This window comes from Methylocapsa palsarum (assembly GCF_900114285.1).
GTDB classification, from domain to species: Bacteria; Pseudomonadota; Alphaproteobacteria; order Rhizobiales; family Beijerinckiaceae; genus Methylocapsa; species Methylocapsa palsarum.
In genome coordinates, this window is sequence record NZ_FOSN01000005.1 from 12,553 (window position 1) to 31,499 (window position 18,947).

The 18,947-nt window shown below is 61.9% G+C and carries 19 protein-coding genes and 1 pseudogene; 14 read left to right on the plus strand and 6 right to left on the minus strand.

Translation table 11 applies throughout. From position 1 onward, the window contains the following. Positions 1-14: 14 nt before the first annotated feature. Positions 15-1,823 carry an LGFP repeat-containing protein gene (locus BM177_RS20515; protein WP_244532181.1) on the minus strand — a complete coding sequence of 603 codons (1,809 nt, stop codon included), beginning with the start codon at positions 1,821-1,823 and terminating at the stop codon, positions 15-17. Here BM177_RS20515 and BM177_RS20520 point away from each other — a divergent pair. Next, positions 1,806-2,732, plus strand: a complete 927-nt coding sequence (locus BM177_RS20520) for a hypothetical protein (RefSeq protein ID WP_244532182.1) — start codon at positions 1,806-1,808, stop codon at positions 2,730-2,732. The two genes, BM177_RS20515 and BM177_RS20520, sit on opposite strands and share 18 nt — an antisense overlap. A gap of 147 nt (positions 2,733-2,879) precedes the next feature. Here the strand turns inward: BM177_RS20520 and BM177_RS21095 are convergent. Continuing rightward, a pseudogene (locus BM177_RS21095) lies at positions 2,880-3,200 on the minus strand (hypothetical protein); the annotation flags it as partial. Between the two features lie 278 nt (positions 3,201-3,478). Here BM177_RS21095 and BM177_RS06905 point away from each other — a divergent pair. The 5 genes from BM177_RS06905 to BM177_RS06925 all read left to right on the plus strand — a co-directional run bounded on the left by BM177_RS06905 (position 3,479) and on the right by BM177_RS06925 (position 7,814). Continuing rightward, entirely contained in the window at positions 3,479-3,757 is a 279-nt protein-coding gene (locus BM177_RS06905; RefSeq protein ID WP_091680387.1) for a hypothetical protein, read from the plus strand. Between the two features lie 191 nt (positions 3,758-3,948). Next, positions 3,949-5,727 carry a 30S ribosomal protein S1 gene (rpsA, locus tag BM177_RS06910; RefSeq protein WP_091680389.1) on the plus strand — a complete coding sequence of 593 codons (1,779 nt, stop codon included), beginning with the start codon at positions 3,949-3,951 and terminating at the stop codon, positions 5,725-5,727. 90 nt (positions 5,728-5,817) lie between these two features. Then, complete coding sequence (locus BM177_RS06915) at positions 5,818-7,116, plus strand: Hsp70 family protein (protein ID WP_244532183.1); 1,299 nt, start codon at positions 5,818-5,820, stop codon at positions 7,114-7,116. A 40-nt stretch (positions 7,117-7,156) separates the two neighbouring features. Then, positions 7,157-7,471: a nucleotidyltransferase family protein gene (locus BM177_RS06920; RefSeq protein WP_244532184.1), complete on the plus strand. Its 315-nt coding sequence runs from the start codon at positions 7,157-7,159 to the stop codon at positions 7,469-7,471. Beyond that, complete coding sequence (locus BM177_RS06925) at positions 7,461-7,814, plus strand: HepT-like ribonuclease domain-containing protein (protein WP_091680395.1); 354 nt, start codon at positions 7,461-7,463, stop codon at positions 7,812-7,814. The genes BM177_RS06920 and BM177_RS06925 overlap by 11 nt, the downstream gene beginning before the upstream one ends. A gap of 46 nt (positions 7,815-7,860) precedes the next feature. On the opposite strand, the gene BM177_RS06930 is transcribed toward BM177_RS06925, so the two are convergent. Then, positions 7,861-9,249 (minus strand): TAXI family TRAP transporter solute-binding subunit, encoded by a 1,389-nt coding sequence (locus BM177_RS06930; protein ID WP_091680397.1) that lies wholly within the window; start codon positions 9,247-9,249, stop codon positions 7,861-7,863. Between the two features lie 174 nt (positions 9,250-9,423). On the opposite strand from BM177_RS06930, the gene rsfS reads away from it, so the two are divergent. The 6 genes from rsfS (at position 9,424) to BM177_RS06960 (ending at position 14,652) form a co-directional block, all read left to right on the plus strand. Next, positions 9,424-9,858 (plus strand): ribosome silencing factor, encoded by a 435-nt coding sequence (rsfS, locus tag BM177_RS06935; protein ID WP_425284376.1) that lies wholly within the window; start codon positions 9,424-9,426, stop codon positions 9,856-9,858. Between the two features lie 4 nt (positions 9,859-9,862). Next, the gene (gene rlmH, locus BM177_RS06940; protein ID WP_091680400.1) at positions 9,863-10,339 is read left to right on the plus strand and encodes a 23S rRNA (pseudouridine(1915)-N(3))-methyltransferase RlmH; all 477 of its coding nucleotides are present in this window, start codon (positions 9,863-9,865) and stop codon (positions 10,337-10,339) included. A 133-nt stretch (positions 10,340-10,472) separates the two neighbouring features. Further along, positions 10,473-11,819, plus strand: coding sequence for a murein hydrolase activator EnvC family protein (locus BM177_RS06945; RefSeq protein WP_091680402.1), 1,347 nt, complete (start codon positions 10,473-10,475; stop codon positions 11,817-11,819). Next, positions 11,819-13,165, plus strand: coding sequence for a S41 family peptidase (locus BM177_RS06950; protein ID WP_091680828.1), 1,347 nt, complete (start codon positions 11,819-11,821; stop codon positions 13,163-13,165). Before BM177_RS06945 ends, BM177_RS06950 begins: the two co-directional genes overlap by 1 nt. A gap of 201 nt (positions 13,166-13,366) precedes the next feature. Beyond that, complete coding sequence (locus BM177_RS06955) at positions 13,367-13,873, plus strand: RNA pyrophosphohydrolase (protein ID WP_091680404.1); 507 nt, start codon at positions 13,367-13,369, stop codon at positions 13,871-13,873. Between the two features lie 176 nt (positions 13,874-14,049). Beyond that, a complete protein-coding gene (locus tag BM177_RS06960) occupies positions 14,050-14,652 on the plus strand; it encodes a beta-class carbonic anhydrase (RefSeq protein WP_091680407.1) in 603 nt (200 codons plus the stop codon). A 67-nt stretch (positions 14,653-14,719) separates the two neighbouring features. On the opposite strand, the gene infC is transcribed toward BM177_RS06960, so the two are convergent. Both infC and BM177_RS06970 read right to left on the minus strand, forming a co-directional pair. Further along, positions 14,720-15,247, minus strand: coding sequence for a translation initiation factor IF-3 (gene infC / locus BM177_RS06965; protein WP_091680410.1), 528 nt, complete (start codon positions 15,245-15,247; stop codon positions 14,720-14,722). Between the two features lie 278 nt (positions 15,248-15,525). Beyond that, complete coding sequence (locus tag BM177_RS06970; RefSeq protein ID WP_091680412.1) at positions 15,526-16,740, minus strand: glycosyltransferase; 1,215 nt, start codon at positions 16,738-16,740, stop codon at positions 15,526-15,528. A gap of 108 nt (positions 16,741-16,848) precedes the next feature. Here BM177_RS06970 and BM177_RS06975 point away from each other — a divergent pair, with 108 nt between their 5' ends. Then, a complete protein-coding gene (locus BM177_RS06975; RefSeq protein WP_091680830.1) occupies positions 16,849-17,676 on the plus strand; it encodes an alpha/beta hydrolase in 828 nt (275 codons plus the stop codon). 94 nt (positions 17,677-17,770) lie between these two features. Here the strand turns inward: BM177_RS06975 and BM177_RS06980 are convergent, their stop codons facing one another. Further along, positions 17,771-18,172, minus strand: coding sequence for a DUF6481 family protein (locus tag BM177_RS06980; RefSeq protein ID WP_091680415.1), 402 nt, complete (start codon positions 18,170-18,172; stop codon positions 17,771-17,773). A gap of 210 nt (positions 18,173-18,382) precedes the next feature. On the opposite strand from BM177_RS06980, the gene BM177_RS06985 reads away from it, so the two are divergent. Then, positions 18,383-18,913 carry a hypothetical protein gene (locus BM177_RS06985; RefSeq protein ID WP_091680417.1) on the plus strand — a complete coding sequence of 177 codons (531 nt, stop codon included), beginning with the start codon at positions 18,383-18,385 and terminating at the stop codon, positions 18,911-18,913. Positions 18,914-18,947: the final 34 nt, after the last annotated feature.

The following is an 18,947-nucleotide window of genomic DNA, read 5'->3' on the forward strand; positions in this document are numbered from 1 at the left end:
GATCGGAATATGCTCTAAGGCGACGTCAGGCCGCCGACGTTTTGGCAGTTGACGATGTTAATTAAAGGCACAACACGCTCTAATGGATGTTCCCAATTTCGGAAGTCCAGAAACAGGGCCTTGTGCAGACTCTGGTTTGTGATGACGACGCACCCCTTGCCATCGGCGTCGACAACATCGCCCTTGGCGAGGCGCAGGCTTTCCATATCATATGTGTTGAGCGGCCAGTCGTCCATGTGGACAATTCCCAACTCATTGGCGTCGTGGCGAGGCTTGAAATTTACTGCGCCGCCGTCGTTTTTCTTAAACTGATTGACGCCGTCCGAAACATAAGTGGTGAATCCATTATTGTGGATGACCTTTTCTTCGAAAGAGGTCAAAGTGTCGTTTTCTTTTTCGTTCGTATAAATAAATCCGAATTTGCAGTCGTCGCGTTCGCACGGCAGAACATTGACGGCTGCGAAAAACCCTGCGTCCGGCAGGCCGTCACACCCCGCCGTCATATCGACAAAGGTCCAGGCGCCGTTGACGATCGTGCAGGCGCCAAATCCCGGCAAATTGAGGATCAACGGTGCCGAGAAGCCCTGGCGGCATTCCGAGTTGCTCAATGGCCGGCCGTCGCACCCTTCGACCACGATGCGATATTTGCCGTTGCCTTTTGTCGGAACGGTCCAGTTGCCGCCAGTGCGCGAAGCATTGGGATCATCATGCTGAACCGCCCATTGGCCAAGATTGACCCCATCCTTGTCCCAGCGCACATTGAAAAAATCATAAGAGTAACGTGTGGTGATCGCCCACTCGACCGCGATGTCGTTGCTGCCGCTCTTATAAAATGCGGCCAACACCATATTTTGTCCTGGCGAGGCCAGGATTTCGCCGCGCTCAAACATCTGGAAACGTCCTTGGCCCTCGGCGCTGTTTGCTTCGGCCGTCGTCGGGCAGCCAAACACTCCTTTTTCAGCGCCCATCTGATTCCATTTGTCGGCAATTAATCCGGCTACGGCAAATGCGCAGGGGCGCGGTCCCTGGCGGAATCGGCCCTGTAAGTCATCGGGAACCACAGGATTGAGTCCGCACGCAAAATTTGGTCCGACGCAATTGTTGAAGCGGCTGTCATCGTCTTTGTGGCCGTCGATGCGGATGAGTTCAGTACGATCCTTGCCCAAACTCCACTTTGGCATCACCACTGTTGGGAGCGCCGCCCCGAGGGAATCGTGTTCAAAGCTCTCCGCGCCGTGTCCGGCGCCAGTAACATATTCCCCCGTCAAAGGCGTATAAATCCCGCCGGAGCTGATCAGATAACTGTTCGAATGATAATAGGCTTCGAACCCTTCATGACGGTAGGTCTGAAAATAGTTCGTCTGCGCGAGACCATCGTAAAGCGCGTTTTCATGGCGCAACAACAGGTCCACAATAAGGTCATTGACCCGGTAGCGGCCGATCGCCAACTGTCCCATATCCGAACCAGAGCCCCAATCCGCGCGTCCGTGGCGAAGTTCGATCAGCTTTTGAGTGGCTCCGAACATGGTGGCGCCCCACCAGGTCTCCTCATCGCTGTAATTGCCAAAAAAGGGGCCGTAAGAACGATGATCAAAATGCCTCCGGAATGTCGCCGCCCGGCGAAGGCCGTTGCTCGACGCCGCAAATCGCGCGGCGAGATAATCCAAAACCATTGTTGCGGCGTCAGCGACGGGCCTTTGCGTCGCGTCGATTTGAGCATATTCCGCCAAATTGTGTAACGCCCTCATCGAAAGCCTTGCGTAGGGCCGGGCGTTGTATTCGTGAAAATCGCTTTGTAAAAAGCCTTGCAGCCGCTGCAGCATCCATTTGTCCATTCCATTGATGGAATTGTCATATTTCTGCCGGGCGGCGGCCAGCGCCGGCGATTGTGGGTCTTTTTGATGCGCGGCCTCCGCCTCCCTCAACAAGAGCTGATTTGTCAGATAGCGGGACGATTCAGTCATGTTCATGTGGTTCTCGGTCTCGTGAATCTGCAAGACGCCACAAATGGAATTATTGGTCCGCACATTGGCGACGCCGCCGGTTTCGGTCAGCAGGTCGTGAATGATGTGGTTACGAACGCTCGTATGAAGCTTTTGCGGCTTATTGTAGTATTCGTAGACAATCGGAATGAGGCTCACCAGAGCCATGTCATAATCACCTGGATGGTTGCAGGTCGTCGCGCCAAAAATCGTTCCGAAAAGCCCTCCCAGCAATGCGCCGGCGGGCCCCGCAACGCCATCCATGATAACCGCCGTACCCGCGCCAATGGAAAAATCAGTTCCGTTCTGGGTTTCGAAATCTGTGCCGACCTCAGACGTTTTATGGGCGGCGGCGAGAGCGCTATTGGCGTCGGCGATCAGTTTGCGTTGGTCGCATTGCGGAATATAGGGCGCATCGGACATATACAGCTTGCCGAGAGCATTATTCGCAAGGGATTCGCCGAGGTCGCCGCCGAGCCCGGCGACGCAGCTTGGCAAAAGGGCGGCGCGGATGCGGTCCTCAAAACTGTCGCGCACATCCTGGACGGTCGCCGCCGGAAGCAGCGGCTCGTCCAGTGTGAATTGCAGGGTGTTGGGATCGCCGGGGACAGGATAATTGCCGGGTGCCTTGTGCCCAACATCAATCGAGCCAATATCCACGAACGACGGATTGCTCCACCCCTGACGGCAGACATCCTTGAAAGGCGGATTGCTGTCGCAACCGCGCACGACAATCACAATTCGGCCTGACGGCAGATTTTTGCTCACCTCGGCGGAGCCTTGCGTTCCGCCGCCTACCTCGATGTCATCCGGTTGCGGATCGTGGTCATAATCGGAAAAGGCGTGGACGACGAATTTGTCGTAACGATACTGGTCCGTCACGCGCCATTCGACTTTTATCGGACCGTTCGTACTGTGAGCGCCATTCGAATCGGGGACCCCGTAAGAAGCGATAACCATTTTCTGGTCCGGCGACCAGATGATCTGTCCGTTGGCGAAATCGGCGTAAACGCCGTTTCCTCCCGGAATTTTTCGGACCGGGCTGAGCGGACACCCGATCGGAGCGGGCGGAGATCGTGTGACCAGCTCCTTATATTTATCGCCGATCAGGCCGGCGGGAATATAATCAAAATTGCAGTAACCAAGCGCAGACGCCGTAGAAGGACAAAATGCGAGCGTTGACAAAAGACTCAACAGCGAAAATATCTTGGCCCTCATTTGAACAACTCCAAAACAAGCGGCAAATATTTTTCTAACTCTCGACTCTCGATTGAAGCGATGGCTCTACTGAACCAAATCATGCTGCAAGAGAGACTCTAAATCGAGATTATTTAGGCGCGGACGACGGGCCTGATGCAGATTTTCACGAGCGGATTTGATTTTACCGGCAATTCACCGGCTTTGCCAGTCGCCTACTATAGCCGGGTGACGGATGTGGGAAATAAAGTCTGGCGATCTTCACGTCTTTCCACGCTCCCGCACCAGGCGTAAACACAATGATCGGGGGCGACAACACGCAGGCGTCCGCCCGGGAGGCGGTCCGCGCAATTGACCGCGACGAAAACAGCGCCGGGCTCAAGGCAAGCGCGCCTACGACGACATTTTTCATGATCGGCTCGAGCTTGTCCGAGGCCGATGATTGCTGGCCTGACTGGCGGCGTCTTGGGCAGAAACGATCGCGGGAGGGCGGCGCCGACACGGAAAAGCCGGGCCGGGCCGTTTCTCGCGGCTATGTCGCCAATCCGCGACAGGCGTCCGTTCTGGCTGAAGTATAAATTCGGCCGCGCCCTTGCTCCCGCGAACGGGGCTTGCTAAATGGTCCATCGTCAACTCGCGTTTTCCCGCCGGCCCAGCGCCGGCCCGCTTTTAAGCGGTGGTCCCTTCGCATCGGAGGGACGCAGGCGGGCGAACGCGCCCTCAACCCTTAACCCCGGCGCCGCCCGACATCGGGCCATCAGGAGAACAAATGGCATCTACCAGCACCTACGCGCCCTCGCGCGAGGATTTCGCGGCGCTTCTTGACGAGAGCTACGGCCAGAACGAGGCCTTCGAGGGCTCGGTCATCAAGGGCAAGGTCGTCGCGATCGAAAAGGACGTCGCCGTCGTTGATCTCGGCCTCAAGACCGAAGGACGCGTGTCGCTCAAGGAATTCCAGGGTCCCGGCCGCGAAGGCGCGCTGAAGGTCGGCGACGAGGTCGAGGTCTATCTCGAGCGCATCGAGAACGCCCTCGGCGAGGCGGTCATTTCCCGCGACAAGGCCCGCCGCGAAGAGAGCTGGGTCAAGCTCGAAAAGGCGTTCGAGAAGCAGGAAAAGGTTGAAGGGATCATCTTCAACCAGGTCAAGGGCGGCTTCACCGTCGATCTCGACGGCGCCGTGGCCTTTCTGCCGCGCAGCCAGGTCGACATCCGCCCGATCCGCGACGTCACCCCCCTGATGCAGGTGCCGCAGCCGTTCCAGATTCTCAAGATGGACCGCCGCCGCGGCAATATCGTCGTGTCGCGCCGCACCGTCCTCGAAGAATCCCGCGCCGAGCAGCGCCACGAGATCGTCGCCAACCTCGAAGAGGGCCAGGTGATCGAGGGCATGGTGAAGAACATCACCGATTACGGCGCCTTCGTCGATCTCGGCGGCATCGACGGACTGCTGCATGTCACCGACATCGCCTGGCGCCGGGTCAATCATCCGACCGAGGTGCTGACCATCGGCCAGACCGTCCGCGTCAAGATCATCAAGATCAACCACGAGACGCACCGCATCTCGCTTGGCGTCAAGCAGCTGCTGGAAGATCCGTGGCAGGGTATCGAGGCCAAATACCCGGTGGACGCGAGGTTCCAGGGCCGCGTGACCAACATCACCGACTATGGCGCGTTCGTCGAGTTGGAGCCGGGCATCGAAGGCCTGATCCACGTTTCGGAAATGTCCTGGACCAAGAAGAACGTCCATCCCGGCAAGATCGTCGCGACGAGCCAGGAAGTCGACGTTCAGGTGCTCGAGGTCGATCCTGTCAAGCGCCGGATTTCGCTCGGCCTCAAGCAGACCCTCGCCAACCCCTGGGAAGCCTTCGCCGAGAAGTTCCCGATCGGCTCCGAAGTCGAGGGCGAGGTCAAGAACAAGACCGAGTTCGGGCTTTTCATCGGCCTCGAAGGCGACGTCGACGGGATGGTGCATCTCTCCGATCTCGACTGGTCGAAGCCCGGCGAGCAGGTCATCGAGGACTACAAGAAAGGCGATATGGTCAAGGCCAAGGTTCTTGACGTCGATATCGAGAAGGAGCGCGTCTCGCTCGGCGTCAAGCAGCTGACGTCCGACCCGTTCGCCGCGCGTCCCGGAGAGGCCGCCGGCGCCGGCGCCAAACCCTCCGAGGAGGGCGGTTCGGGCGAACTCAAGAAGGGTTCGGTCGTCACCTGCGAAGTGCTCGAAGTCAAGGACGGCGGCCTCGACGTCAAAATCGTCGGGACTGAGTTCACCGCCTTCATCAAGCGCAACGAACTCGCGCGCGACCGCGCCGATCAGCGGCCCGAGCGGTTCGCCGTCGGCGAGAAGGTCGACGCCCGCATCACCTTGTTCGACCGCCGCGCCCGCAAGGTCTCGGTCTCGATCAAGGCGCTGGAAGTCGCCGAGGAGAAGGAGGCCATCGCGCAATATGGCTCCGCCGACTCGGGCGCTTCGCTGGGCGACATTCTCGGCGCTGCGCTGAAGGCGCGCGAGGACACGCCGAAGGGTAAGAAAACCTCCGACGAATAGGCCGGAATCTTTCGGCTTCTGACTGACGGCCCGCGGGGAACATCCCCGCGGGCCTTTTTCTTGGCTTTCGTCTCTGGCGTTGGGTGAATTTTGTCTTCAGCTGCTTTCCTGCCGGGCAATGCTCCGCCCATCGGTCTTGGCGTCGATTTCGGCACGACGAACAGCGTCGTCGCGCTCGCCTATGAGGGCGGCCATGTCGAAAGCCTCGTCTTTCCTTCGGACCTTGGGGCTTCGAGCAACTTCCGCACCGCTTTGATGTTCTGGCGCGAGGGGCGCAAGGTCTGCCATGCGGCGGGTCCCGACGCCATCGCCAGAGCCATCGCGCAGGAGGGCGAGCAGCGATTCATCCAGTCGATCAAGACCCATCTCGCCAGCCCGCTCTTCACCGAGACGCGGCTCTACGGCGAGCGCTTCACCATCGAGAAGCTCGTCGCGACGTTTCTGGGCCATCTCTTCGATCATGACTCGCTGCGCGGCGCGAAGCCTTTGTCCAGCCGGGCAGGGCGGCCCGTCGTCTTCGCGGGCGAACGCGCCGACGAGGATCTGGCGGTCGCACGGCTCGCGAGCGCCTATGCGATGGCCGGACTGGAGGGGATCGACCTCGCCTATGAACCCCTTGGCGCGGCCTATTATTACGCCCGCAAGCTGCAACGCGACGAGACCGTGCTCGTCGCCGATTTCGGCGGCGGCACCAGCGATTTTTCTGTGCTGAGGTTTTCCCGGGAGGCGGGGCGTCTCTCTGCAAAGCCGCTCGGCCACGGCGGCGTCGGGGTTGCGGGCGATTCCTTCGATTTCCGGATTGTCGATCATGTCGTCGCGCCGCGGCTCGGCAAGGGGACGCTCTACCGTTCCTTCGGCAAGCTGCTGCCGGTCCCGGCCTATTTTCACGCCGCCTTCGCGCAATGGCATCAGCTCTCGTGGCTGAAATCGGCGCATACGTTGAGCGAATTGCGCAAGCTCGCCGCTTGTGCGGAAGAACCCGACAGGCTGGCCGATCTGATCGCGCTCATCGAACACGATCTCGGCTTCGAGCTCTACCGCTCCGTTGGCGCGCTCAAGGCGCAGCTGTCGGACGCGGACGAGGCGCGGTTCGTGTTTAAGCGCGAGGGCATCGACATCGACGCCTCTGTGACGCGCAAGGAGTTCGAGACCTGGATCGCGGGCGATCTGGAACGCATCGGCGGGGCGATGGACGCAACGCTCAAAGGGGCTAGGCTGGCGCCGGAGGATATCGACGCGGTCTTCGTCACCGGCGGGACGTCCTATGTGCCGGCGGTACGAAAGCTGTTTGCGACACGGTTCGGCGAGGAGAAAATCCACATCGGCGACGCGTTTCAATCGGTGGCGTCGGGGCTTGCGCTGATGGCGGCGGATGGGGCGGCGGCGTAAGTCCGGTCCTAAAAAAATTGGCGCAAAACGCGCCGCATCGTTGTGGTATATTGGTCCGATGGAAAAACAGGACATCATCGCCAAACTGCGGGAAAACGAAGCGGCCTTGCGGGCGCTCGGCGTGACCCACGCCGCCCTGTTCGGCTCGCGAGCACGCGGCGATCATCGTCCCGACAGCGATATCGACATCATGATCGAGGTCGATCCCGGCGCGCAGATCAGCCTTTATGAGTACGTCGGCTTGAAAGAGCAGATCGCAGGCTTCTTCGGAGTTCCGGTCGATGTTGTCAGCCACGAGGCTCTGAAACCCGCGATCCGTCCCGCTGTGACGGCGGACGCGATCTATGCGTTCTAGATCGGCCGAAGTTGCGCTTCGCGATATTCTTTATCACATCGATCTCGCCGTTCATTTTACCCAAGGTCTCGAGGTTCAATCGTTCTGCGCTGACTTGCGCACCGTCTATGCGGTCGTTCGATGCCTTGAGATCATCTCGGAAGCGTCGCGCCGCCTGCCTGATGAGATGAAAGAAAGGCATCCTTCGATCCCATGGAAGCGCGTGGCGGGAGCAGGTAACATTTATCGTCAAGACTACGAGGATGTCGCCGCGCAATATGTGTGGAATACTGTGCAGCGAGAACTGCAGCCCTTGCGCGTCGTCATTGCGTATGAACTCGACCAAGTCAGACGCGAGCCGTGACACGGGCGTCAGCCGTTGGTCCTTTGCAAGCGGCGGCTTCTCATCCTCATATTTGGCCGCCCTGAGAGACATGCCCCCCCTTCGCCGCCGCGGCGTTGGCGAGCAGCGCCGGCTTCTCCTCCAGTTCGTTGCATTGATCGTTGATCGCCCGCCGCGCCTCGTCGATGGCGAGGCGCAAGGCCGCCAACCCCGCCTCGTCGAAATTATGATCCCGCGCGAAGCGCAGCCCCCTTGTTGAGAGATCCTCGATCTCGTGATCGAGTTCGGCGAGCTTGGGCAGCGACATTGTGGTGTGCGCGACTTGCTTCAGATCGATCAGCTGGTCGATCAGCGCCAGCGCGGCCTTGCGGGCCCGCGCCCGCGTCACCCCGACCATGGCGGCGGCGCCTGAGCCTAGCCCGCTGAGCAACATGGCGCCGATGTAGATCCAGTCGCCGTAGAGGTCCATGAAGCTCTTTTCGCTGTCGCCGTAATAGGCGGCGGCGCCGGGGTGGATGACTTCAAACGCGCCGCGATCGCCCTCGGGCTTCTCCATCGCGGCGGCGAGCGGCGCCTGCGCCTCCAGCGCGCGGCGGGTCTCGAACAGGCGCCTCGTCAGATTGGTCACGACATCCTGCGAGAGATTGGCGCGGGCCTCGAGCCGCACCGCGACGCCGAGCGTGACGAAATCATCATCCGGCAGCGGCGGCGCGCCGGGAAAGAGGCCCTGCGGCAAATCCACCTTCTGGTAGGCGGGGCCGCGCGCGGCCATGCCTTCGGCGGCGTCGATCGGGATCAGGGAAATCTCGCGCCTTGGCGCGTCCGTGGCGAAGGCGGCGATGGCGGCGGGAAGGGTAGGGCCGCGCAGGGGGCCGACGGCGAACAAAGCGTCGAGTTTCCGGTCCGCCGGCGCCTTTTGCGCCTCGTCCGGCGCAACAAGAACCTGCTGCACATGCGCGGGCGCAATGTCATATTCCGCGATCACAGCGCCGAACAAGGCGGCGTTGAGCGCCGTCCCCGGGACGATCCCGACGCGTTTGCCGGCGAGGCCGGAGAGTTTTGTGATGCCTGACGCGCGGGTCGCCGCGAGGACCGCGACATCATTGTGCAGGACCGCGACGGCCGCGCCTCGGGTGGGAATTCCCGAATCGCTCCGGATCACCGCGAGATCGGCGGCGCCCTGATCGAGGGCCCGCGCGGCTTCGGCCGGTCCCTCCACCGCGCGCAGGGAAAGCCGCAGGGCCCCGCCGTCGCGATCGAGGCTTTTCGCCAGCGCCGCCATCAATTGCGCCTCCGTTCCGCCGGGCGGCCCGGCCGCGACGATGAGCCTGCGCGGCGTCTCGACGTAGCGCATCGTCAGGATGAGGACGGCGACCAAGGCCAGAACCGCCGCCACGCCCGGGAAAACCGCCGCATAGACGACGTGGGAGAAAGTCATCGAACGGCGCAGCATCATGGCTCTCTCCCGGCGGGGTTTCGCGTCGCCAGGATTCCGGCTTGACGATGATTGGCGCCAAACGCGGCGGAGGTGAAGCGGCGGCGCGCAAACTGGCGAATTGAATTTTGCAAAACCCGCGATTGAATTTCGTCCGAATCTGCGCCATGCTGAGCGAGCGTTAGGCGATCCGCCTTGCGCTCAGAGAGGATCGACGCCCTGAACCCCACGATATCCGAAGGAGCGGCTCTGCCGTTTCATCCGGTCAAAGGCCCTTCCGGCCTCCATTCCGGCGCTCTCGTGCGGTCTGTCTTGACGAGTCTCGAAGATCTCAAAGCCGAAGACATCGTCTTAATCGACCTGCACGGCAAAACCTCCCTCGCCGACGTCATGATCATCGCGACCGGCCGCTCCAGTGTTCACGTCGGAGCCATCGCCGACCGCGTCATCACGGCGTTCAAGAACGCCAGCCATGCGGCGCCGCGCGCCGAGGGGTTGCAGAACTGCGATTGGGTTCTGGTCGACGGCGGCGACGCCATCGTCCATATCTTCAAGCCCGAGGTCCGGCAGTTCTACAATCTCGAAAAAATGTGGGGCGTGGACAGGCCCGGCGAGTTGCGCGCCGTCTGATCCCGTGCGCCTCGTCCTGGCGTGCGTCGGGCGCGCGCGCGGTCCCGAGAGGGATCTGGCCGCGCGTTACATCGAACGTGCTGGCGCCGCCGCGCGAGGCCTCGGGTTTCCGAGCGTGACCGTGCGCGAATTTGACGAGAGCCGAGCCCGCCGCGCCGAGGACCGCAAGGCGGAGGAGGCGAAGGCGATCCGGGCCGCCATCGGGACCGCCGACGTGATCGCCCTCGACGAGGGCGGCGAAAACGTGTCGAGCCGTGAATTCGCCCGCCGTCTGGGGCTAAAGCGCGACCAGGGCGCAGCCACGCTCGCGATCGTGATCGGCGGGCCGGACGGTCTCGCCCCCGAGTTCCGGGCGGGCGCCGCCATGGTTCTGTCGTTCGGTGCGATGACCTTTCCGCATCAGCTGGTGAGGCTGCTCGCCGCCGAACAGATCTACCGGGCGGTGACGATCCTTGCAGGGCACCCCTATCACCGGGATTGACGGTTTCGCCCCTCTCCAGCCATTTTCCCCTGTCTCGATGACCCTGTTTCCGGGATAAGGCCTGGAGCATAAAGAGACGTGACGATTCGTGGCCATTCGCATTGCGCTTCGCCGGACCGGTTTGACGAGAGCCATGATCGCGGGCCTCGCGCTGACGCTTGCCCTTTCCGCGCGAGTCGTCCCGGCCGCGCGGGCGCAGACGCCCCCCGATCCGCCCATTGCCACCGCGGCCGACCCGAAGGCGCAGGAATTGAGCGGGCGCAAGCTCGAATTGCGCGGCATGCAGGATACGATCGACGCCTCGGGCGACCAGCGCCGGAAGATCGAGTCCGAGATCGCCTTGATCCGCACCGACCGGGCGAAGCTGACGGCGGCGCTTCTCGACGCCAGCGGCAATGTGAGCGACGCCGAACGCAGAATTGGCGAGGCCGAGGCGAGGCTTGAGACCTTGACCGGAAGCGAGGAGGCGATCCAGCGCTCGCTGACGGCGCGCCGCGCCGTGATCGCGGAGGTTCTCGCCGCCTTGCAACGGATGGGACGGCGCCCGCCGCCCGCGCTTCTCGCCGCCCCGGAGGACATGCTGGCCGCCATCCGGACCTCGATGATGCTCGGGTCGGTCGTTCCGGAAATGAAAGCCGAAGCCGAGGCGCTCGCCGCCGATCTGCAGGATCTTCTGCAATTGCGCGCGTCGATCGCCGCCGAACGCGACGGACTTGCGGGCGACGTCCAGAAGCTCCGCGCCGACCGTCTCCGGCTTGCGGCTCTGGTGGAGGCCCGGCAATCCGCCCTCGCCGCCGCGGAACAGGCGCTGGGCGCCGAGCGCAATCGGGTCGCCGAACTCGCAAAGCAGGCGGCGAGCCTCAAAGATCTGATCGCCCGGATGGAAGCCGAGGTCGCTGCGGCGGCGCGCGGAGCCGCCGAGGCGCGCAAGGCTGACGAGGCGCGCAAGAATGCGATTGCGGCGCCGCCGCCCGATGGACGCCTTAAAACCGCCCTTGCGCCGTTCAAGGATCCGGGCCGACTGGCTCCGGCCACGGCTTTTATTGAAACCAAAGGATTGCTTCCGCTGCCGGCGGCCGGTTCGCTGCGGCGGAGTTTTGGCGCGCCGGATGGTTTCGGCGGAGCTGAAAAAGGGATCATGATCGCGACCAGAAACGAGGCCACGGTGGTCTCGCCATCCGACGGATGGGTGGCTTTCGCCGGGCCGTATCGGTCTTATGGCCAACTCTTGATCGTAAATGCGGGGCAGGGCTATTATATAATTCTTGCTGGGATGGAACGGATCAACGTAAACGTTGGTCAGTTCGTTCTGGCCGGCGAACCCGTCGCAACTATGGGCGACGGCGCCGCGAAGACGGCTGCGGCCATCGCCATAGGCGCGGCTGAGCCGGTTCTCTACGTCGAATTTAGAAAAGACGGGGCGGCGATCGATCCGGGCCCGTGGTGGGTGAAGCCGGAGTTGCAAAGGGTTCGCGGATGATGCGCAGCAGGGTCTCTATTTTAGCTTTAGGCGTCGCCTTGGGCGCGTCGGCCATTACGATCGCGCCGGAAATGACGCGGTTTTTGCCGCCGGGGTCGGCGCTCGCCGCGGCCTCGGACACCTATCGCAATCTCAATCTGTTTGGCGATGTCTTTGAAAAGATCCGGTCTGACTATGTCGAGAAGCCTGACGAGCAGAAGCTCGTCGAATCGGCGATCAACGGCATGCTTGGCTCGCTTGATCCGCACTCGAGCTATATGGACGCCAAGAGCTTCCGAGACATGCAGGTTCAGACCCGCGGCGAATTTGGCGGCCTTGGCATCGAGGTGACCCAGGAGGACGGCGCGATCAAGGTGGTGACGCCGATCGACGACACGCCTGCGTCGAAGGCCGGCATTCTGTCCGGCGACATCATCACCGCCATCGACGACGAGAGCGTTGTCGGGCTCAGCCTCAACCAGGCTGTCGACAAGATGCGGGGCGCGCCAAACACCGCCGTCGTGCTCAAGATCTTGCGCGGGCCGAACAAGGACCCGCAAGACATCAAGCTGACCCGCGCCGTGATCCAGATCAAGTCGGTTCGCGACCACAAGGACGGCGACGACATCGGCTACATCCGGATCACCCAGTTCAACGAACAGACCTTTGAAGGGGTCCGGAACGCGATCCAGAAATTCCAGGCCGAGATTCCGGCGGACAAGTTCAAGGGCTATATCCTCGATCTGCGGAATAATCCCGGCGGGCTGCTCGATCAGTCCATCGCGGTGTCCAACGCCTTCCTCGACCGTGGCGAAATCGTCTCGACACGGGGCAGAAACGCGGACGAGACGATGCGCTACAACGCCCGGCCCGGCGATCTTTCCAAAGGCAAGCCGCTGGTTATCCTGATCAACGGCGGCTCCGCCTCGGCGTCCGAGATCGTCGCTGGAGCGTTGCAGGACCACAAGCGCGCGACGATCATCGGCACGCGCTCATTCGGGAAGGGGTCGGTGCAGACCATCATTCCGCTCGGTCAGAACAGCGGCGCGGTCCGGCTGACGACGGCGCGTTACTATACGCCGTCCGGACGCTCGATTCAGGCGAAGGGGATTGATCCGGACATGATCATTCTCCAGGACGTTCCGGACGACCTGAAGGGCAAGGACGACACCAAAGGCGAGGCGTCGCTCAAGGGGCATCTCAAGAACGGCGACGACGAAAAAGGCGGATCTCAGGCCTATGTTCCGGCCAACGCCAAGGACGACAAGCAGTTGATCGCCGCCGAAGACCTGCTGCGCGGCGTGACGAAATCGTCCAGCCGGGTGATTTCACCACCCTCCAACGAACCGGTGAAGGTTCCCAACTAAACCGCGCCGCAGATTGATCAGAAATGGTCTGGCGCGGGGGCGGCAATCATTGAATAAGCAGGGCGGGTCGACCTTCACGGTTGATTCGCCCTCTCGTATTGAAGATCTGCGGTCAATAAACGCGTCGAAAGCGGATTGACGCGCAACAGCGGGAGGGACGACAAAGCGGGCTGAGACGTTCGGCCATTGCAAGGTTATCGAATGATGCAATCAGGAAACTACCGCCCGTGCGTCGGCATCATGCTGCTGAACGGCGACGGACTCGTCTTCGTGGGGCGCCGTCGCGGTAAGAAAACGTCCGATCTGGCGCGTCCCGAACATGAATGGCAAATGCCACAGGGCGGCATCGACGCGGGCGAAGAACCGATTCAGGCGGCGCTGCGCGAATTACGCGAGGAAACCAACGTCTCGTCGACGACCCTGCTCGCGGAATCTCCTGAATGGTACACTTACGATCTGCCCCCCGAATTCACGCGCAGGGCGTGGAAAGGCCGGTTTCAGGGGCAGAGGCAGAAATGGTTCGCGCTTCGGTTCGACGGATCGGAAAGCGAAATCAACATCGAGACGCCGGCCGGCGGTCAAAAACCCGAATTCGACGCCTGGCGATGGGAGCCGATCGACCGTCTGGTTGATCTCATCATACCGTTCAAGCGGCCGGTTTACGAAAAGGTTGTCGAAACCTTCGCCCATCTCGCCGCGTCCGTTTGAATTCGAGGCCGGACCGGTCAAAAGCGAACCACACTGCGCCGAATCTACAGTATATCCTTGAGAAATACTTAGAGCTTGCTGTTTAGACTGTCGCCTCCCACTTGAGGAAGGGCAAATACTGTAGACATCGCGCGGCTGGTATTTTAAGGTGTCGACAAAACAGAAAAGAGGGATGCATGTCTGTCCAGCCCGAAGCCCACTCCGTTCAGCCCGAAGTCCTCAAGGCCAACGAAGCCTACGCCGCAAGTTTCGGAGACAAGGGATCGCTGGCTTTGCCGCCTGCGCGGCGATTTGCGATTCTGACCTGCATGGACGCCCGGCTCGATCCCGCCAAATACGCCGGCCTCGCCGAAGGCGACGCCCATGTGATTCGCAACGCGGGCGGACGGGCCAGCGACGACGCCATCCGGTCCCTCGTGATTTCCTACAAGCTTCTGGGGACGCGCGAGTTCTTCGTCGTTCATCATACCGACTGCGGCATGCAGTTGTTTGACGACGAAATCATGAGCGATCTTCTCGATAAGAGTCTGGAAACAGCAACGATCGACGCGCAGGGCTGGCACGATCATGGCCACGGTCCCGGCAGCGTTCATGGCCATTTCGTCAAATGGCACACGTTCAAGGATCTGGCCGCGAGCGTCGTCGAGGACGTCAAACGGATCCGTTCACATCCTCTCGTCCCCGCCGGCATTCCGATCTATGGATATTATTACGACGTGAAGACAGGGCGTCTTGTCGAAGTGCCCGAGGCCACAGCGATCGGCAGGGCGTCCGCCTGATCACGCCTCAAGCGCCGCGATTTTCCCCGCCGGACCGCAATCCAGCCGGCATCATGAAGTCCGGGGATTATTTCGGCGCGAGCACCATGATCATCTGACGGCCTTCCATCGAGGGCTCGGCTTCGACCTTCGCGATGGTTCCCGTCTCCGTTTTCACGCGCTCCAGAAGGCGAAATCCGAGATCCTGGTGCGCCATCTCTCGGCCCCGGAAGCGCAAAGTGACCTTGACTTTGTCGCCTTCCTCGAAAAACCGGCGGACGGCTTTCATTTTGGTGTCGTAATCATGCTCGTCGATGCCGGGACGAAGCTTGATCTCCTTGATCTCGACGATCTTTTGCTTCTTGCGCGCCTCGGCGGATTTCTTCTGCTCGAGGAAGCGGAACTTGCCATAGTCGAGGATTTTGCAGACCGGGGGATTTGCGGTCGGAACGATCTCGACGAGATCAAGTCCCGCATCGTCGGCCGATTGCTGCGCTTCGAGCGTGTCGATAACCCCTCGATTGTGGCCTTCGGCGTCAATCAACTGAACTTCACGAGCGCGGATGTCACGGTTAATACGTGGCCCGTCCTTTTGCGGGACCGGGGGGGCTTTCATCGGACGGCGAATGGCGACTTCTCCTGTGCTAATTAATCGAGAGATGAAATCAGGCGGCTGATTTCCGGGTGGAACCCATGACGAAGGCTCGCCGCAGATTACAGCAAAGTCACCCGACTCTCTATAAACATCGGTTTATTGCAGCCCGAAGTCAATAAACACCTCGCCCGCACCATACGTATTCCTTATCGGCCATATCCATGACAGCCGAGTCCTTCTTGACCGAGCGGCTTCGCAAGCGGAGCTGAACTGGCGATGTCGCCTCGCCGGGGCGGCGCTCAGGTTTGACGCCCACGTCGAGCGGCGCAATAGGCGTCGAGGGTCGCCCGGCAGCTCTGTTCGAGCGAATACCGGCTCTCGATATGAGCCCGGGCGCGAAGCGAAAGCCGGTCCTTGGCCGTCGCGCCCAGATCAAGCGTCGTCAGGATCGTCGCGGCGAGCGCTGCCGGATCCGCGAGAGGCGCCCGCCACCCGGTTCGCGCCGAATCGTCGACCTCGGGCGGCGCGAGGATGGTTTCGTGGGACGCGCCCGCATCGGCCCGGATCACCGGCGTCCCCATGGCTTGCGCCTCGAGGGCTGCGCCGTCTTCGGTCAGCGACGACAGCGCAATCACGACCGAGGCGGCGAGAAGGGCCGCGGGGAGGTCTCGTATCGGGCTCGTCCGCAGCACGATCCCCTGCAACTGCGCCTTGGCGATGGCGCGGTCGAGGTCCCTCGCGAGACGTCCGCCGCCTTCATCGCCGCCGGCGATGATGCATTTCGTTCCGGACACCCCCTTGCCGATCAGAATCCGCGCCGCTTCGATGAGAACCTTATGGTCGGGCGCCGCGGCCGCGCCCGCCGCCAGAAGGACGATGCTCTCGTCCGGCGCAGCGCCCCATTCGGTCCGTATCGCTCGGACGCGGTCGGGCGACACCGCCTGCGGCGAGAAAACCCGGCAATCGACGCCGCGCCGCGCGATCTTGAGCTTTCCCCTGGCGGCGGGGTAGCGCGCGGCGATGCGTTCGGCCGCATAAGCCGAATCGGCGATGATCACGTCGCCCCGCGCCAGAACCGAATTGTACCGCGCGGCGAATGCGTCGGTGGTCTCGAAACCCGTCTGGAAACTGGTCACACAGGGCGTTTTCGTCAGCCTTGTCGCCCCATATGCGACCCAGGCCGCCGCGCGCGAGCGAACATGAACGATATCAACGCGTTCGGCCTCGATCAGACGGGCGAGGCGTCGCACGTTCAGGGTCATGGCGAAAGGATTGCGCGAGTGCGCGGGAAAAGCGACAAAGACGCCGCCCTTGGCTTGCAATTCGCTCACCATCGGACCGGCCCGCCCGGCGACGAGCGCATTGGCGCCGACGCGGCTCAAAGCAGCGGCGATGTCGATCGAGGCGCGCGCGGCGGCACCGGCATGCATCTCTGGGATGATCTGCAGCACGGTATAACCCGCAAGGGGATGCGCCGTCCTGTCGCGGAAGAAGGAACCGGATTGCGATGACATCGATGAAGACTGCGTTCGATCAGACAGCGCCGCAAGTCTGATCGCTCAATATTTACGCAAGATCATGAATTGATCGTTCACACAGGGGACATCGCGCTGAAAAATCAATTGCTTCAATGTCAGGCGACGGACTCGCAATGTCAGGCGACGGACTCGCCCGAGCCTGGCTTTTTGACCGTGGGCTCGGACGATCGAGCGCGGCGCATTGCTTTTTTGCGGCGCTCTCCCGCGCAGGGCGGCCAGAGGGCTCCAGGGTTGGTGTGGCTCGGCGGCTTCAATTCGAACATGAGAGGAACCAAGGCGGAGGCGCTCGACCGCAAGGCGGCGGAGCAGGGCCGGGCCTGTTTGAGGTTCGATTATTCGGGACACGGCGACTCTGAGGGCGCCTTCGGGGATTCGACGATTGGCATGTGGCTGACGGAAAGTCTCGCCGCGATCCGCGCTTGCACGGACGGGCCAAGCGTCGTCGTCGGCTCCTCGATGGGAGGATGGCTCGCGCTTTTGTGCGCAAGGGCGCTGCACGCGAGCGGAGAACAGAGCCGGCTGAAAGGTCTGGTCTTGATCGCGCCCGCTGTCGATTTCACGGAACGATTGATTTGGGACGAGATGTCGGTCAAGGCGAAAAAGGAGATGGATCGCACGGGCGTCTGGCTCCGTCCATCGCCTTATTCGGCCGAGCCCGACCGGATCAGTAAGGGCCTGATCGAAGAAGGCCGCGCCCATCTTCTGCTTGGCGGTCCGGTGCGGGCGTATTGCCCGGTCCACATCCTGCAGGGGATGCAGGACGAGGTCGCGCCCTGGCGGCGCGCCCTGACGCTTGTCGAACATCTGGCGGGCGATCCTGTAAGCCTCACCCTCGTCAAGGACGGCGATCATCGGCTGTCCCGCGACGAAGACATTGCGCGTCTCTTTGCGGCGGTTGAAGCGATAAGCTGACGGTGAGGCTCGTTTTCACCCTGAAATGCGCCGCTTTTTTTGAAAAGGCGCTCCGCCGCTGTCATTTACAGGGCGGAGGCCCGCGGCGGAGGGTTTAACCCTGCCGCGCCTTGCGCGCGGCGTAGCGCCGGTCCCGTTCGGCTTTTCGCGCCGCCTCGTCGGCAATGACCCGGGCGGCCCGCTCCGCGAGGGCCGCTCCCTTGGCCGCCTTCTCGGCCGCCTTGGCCTCTTCGGCGGCGATTCGCTCCGCTTCGAGCTGCGCCTCGCGCGCGGCCTTCTCGGCTGCCTCGCGGGCTAGCCTTTCCAGATTGGCGGCCGCACGTTCGGCCTCTCTCTTTTCCCTCGCTTCCCGAATGGCCTTACGCTCGGCCTCGCGCGCGACAACGGCCGGATCATCGGGGCCTGGCTGGGCGCGAAACTTCGCCAAACGCGCCGCTGTCGCCTCGGCCGCCGCGCCTCTGCGCTCCGAAAAGTCTTTTTCTCTGAAACTGCCCAATGCTCGCCTTCTGGTTCTCGTGTTCGTGGAGGCCGCAACATGCAACTTGCGGCCTCCTTATTCAACCCCAAACCCCCAAACCCTCGACCCGACGTTTCGCTGCGCCGCGGCGACCGGACAAGGATCATGTTTGAAGGCGATACCCCTTGAGCCTAGCGTCAAGGTTGCCTACATGCCATTTTGCCGCACTCAAAGAAGGCGAGGCAGGGGATGGAAATACAAGAAACAAAGCCGGAAAAATCGGCCCGCGCGAAACACATCGAAGTCATCATGCTGGTTTTTGCGGTGCTCGGCGTACTCGGGCTCGTGACGATGGGCGCGAAGCAGATCCTTGACACCGTGACTATCGTGAATGTTCCCGTCGAGGGGGAATGGGTCGCGAGCGACAAAGCCTGGGTCGTTAACTTCAGACCTGATAAGTCTTTCCTGATCGCGACCGGGCCGGCTCAGAACACTCCGGCGCTCGCAGGGCGTTCGGAGGGCTCGGAGCCGAAACCAGCCGAGCGAGCCTGGTCGGACGCGTGGGCGGCGGGCGAAGCCAAATATTCCATCGACGCGCGCGGAACCGTTTGGGTCACACTGAAAAACGGCAGGACGTATACGGCGACTCTCACCCCTTCCTATCCGAACCAGATGGATCTCATCGATTCGGAAACAGGCTCGGTCGGGTTGTTCATGCGCTCGGCGCCGATCAAGGCGTCGGTTCCGCTTCCGAACAAGGCGTCGCCGCCGCCTCAGTGAGCGGCGGGACGAGGTTCTTTAGTTATATCAATCA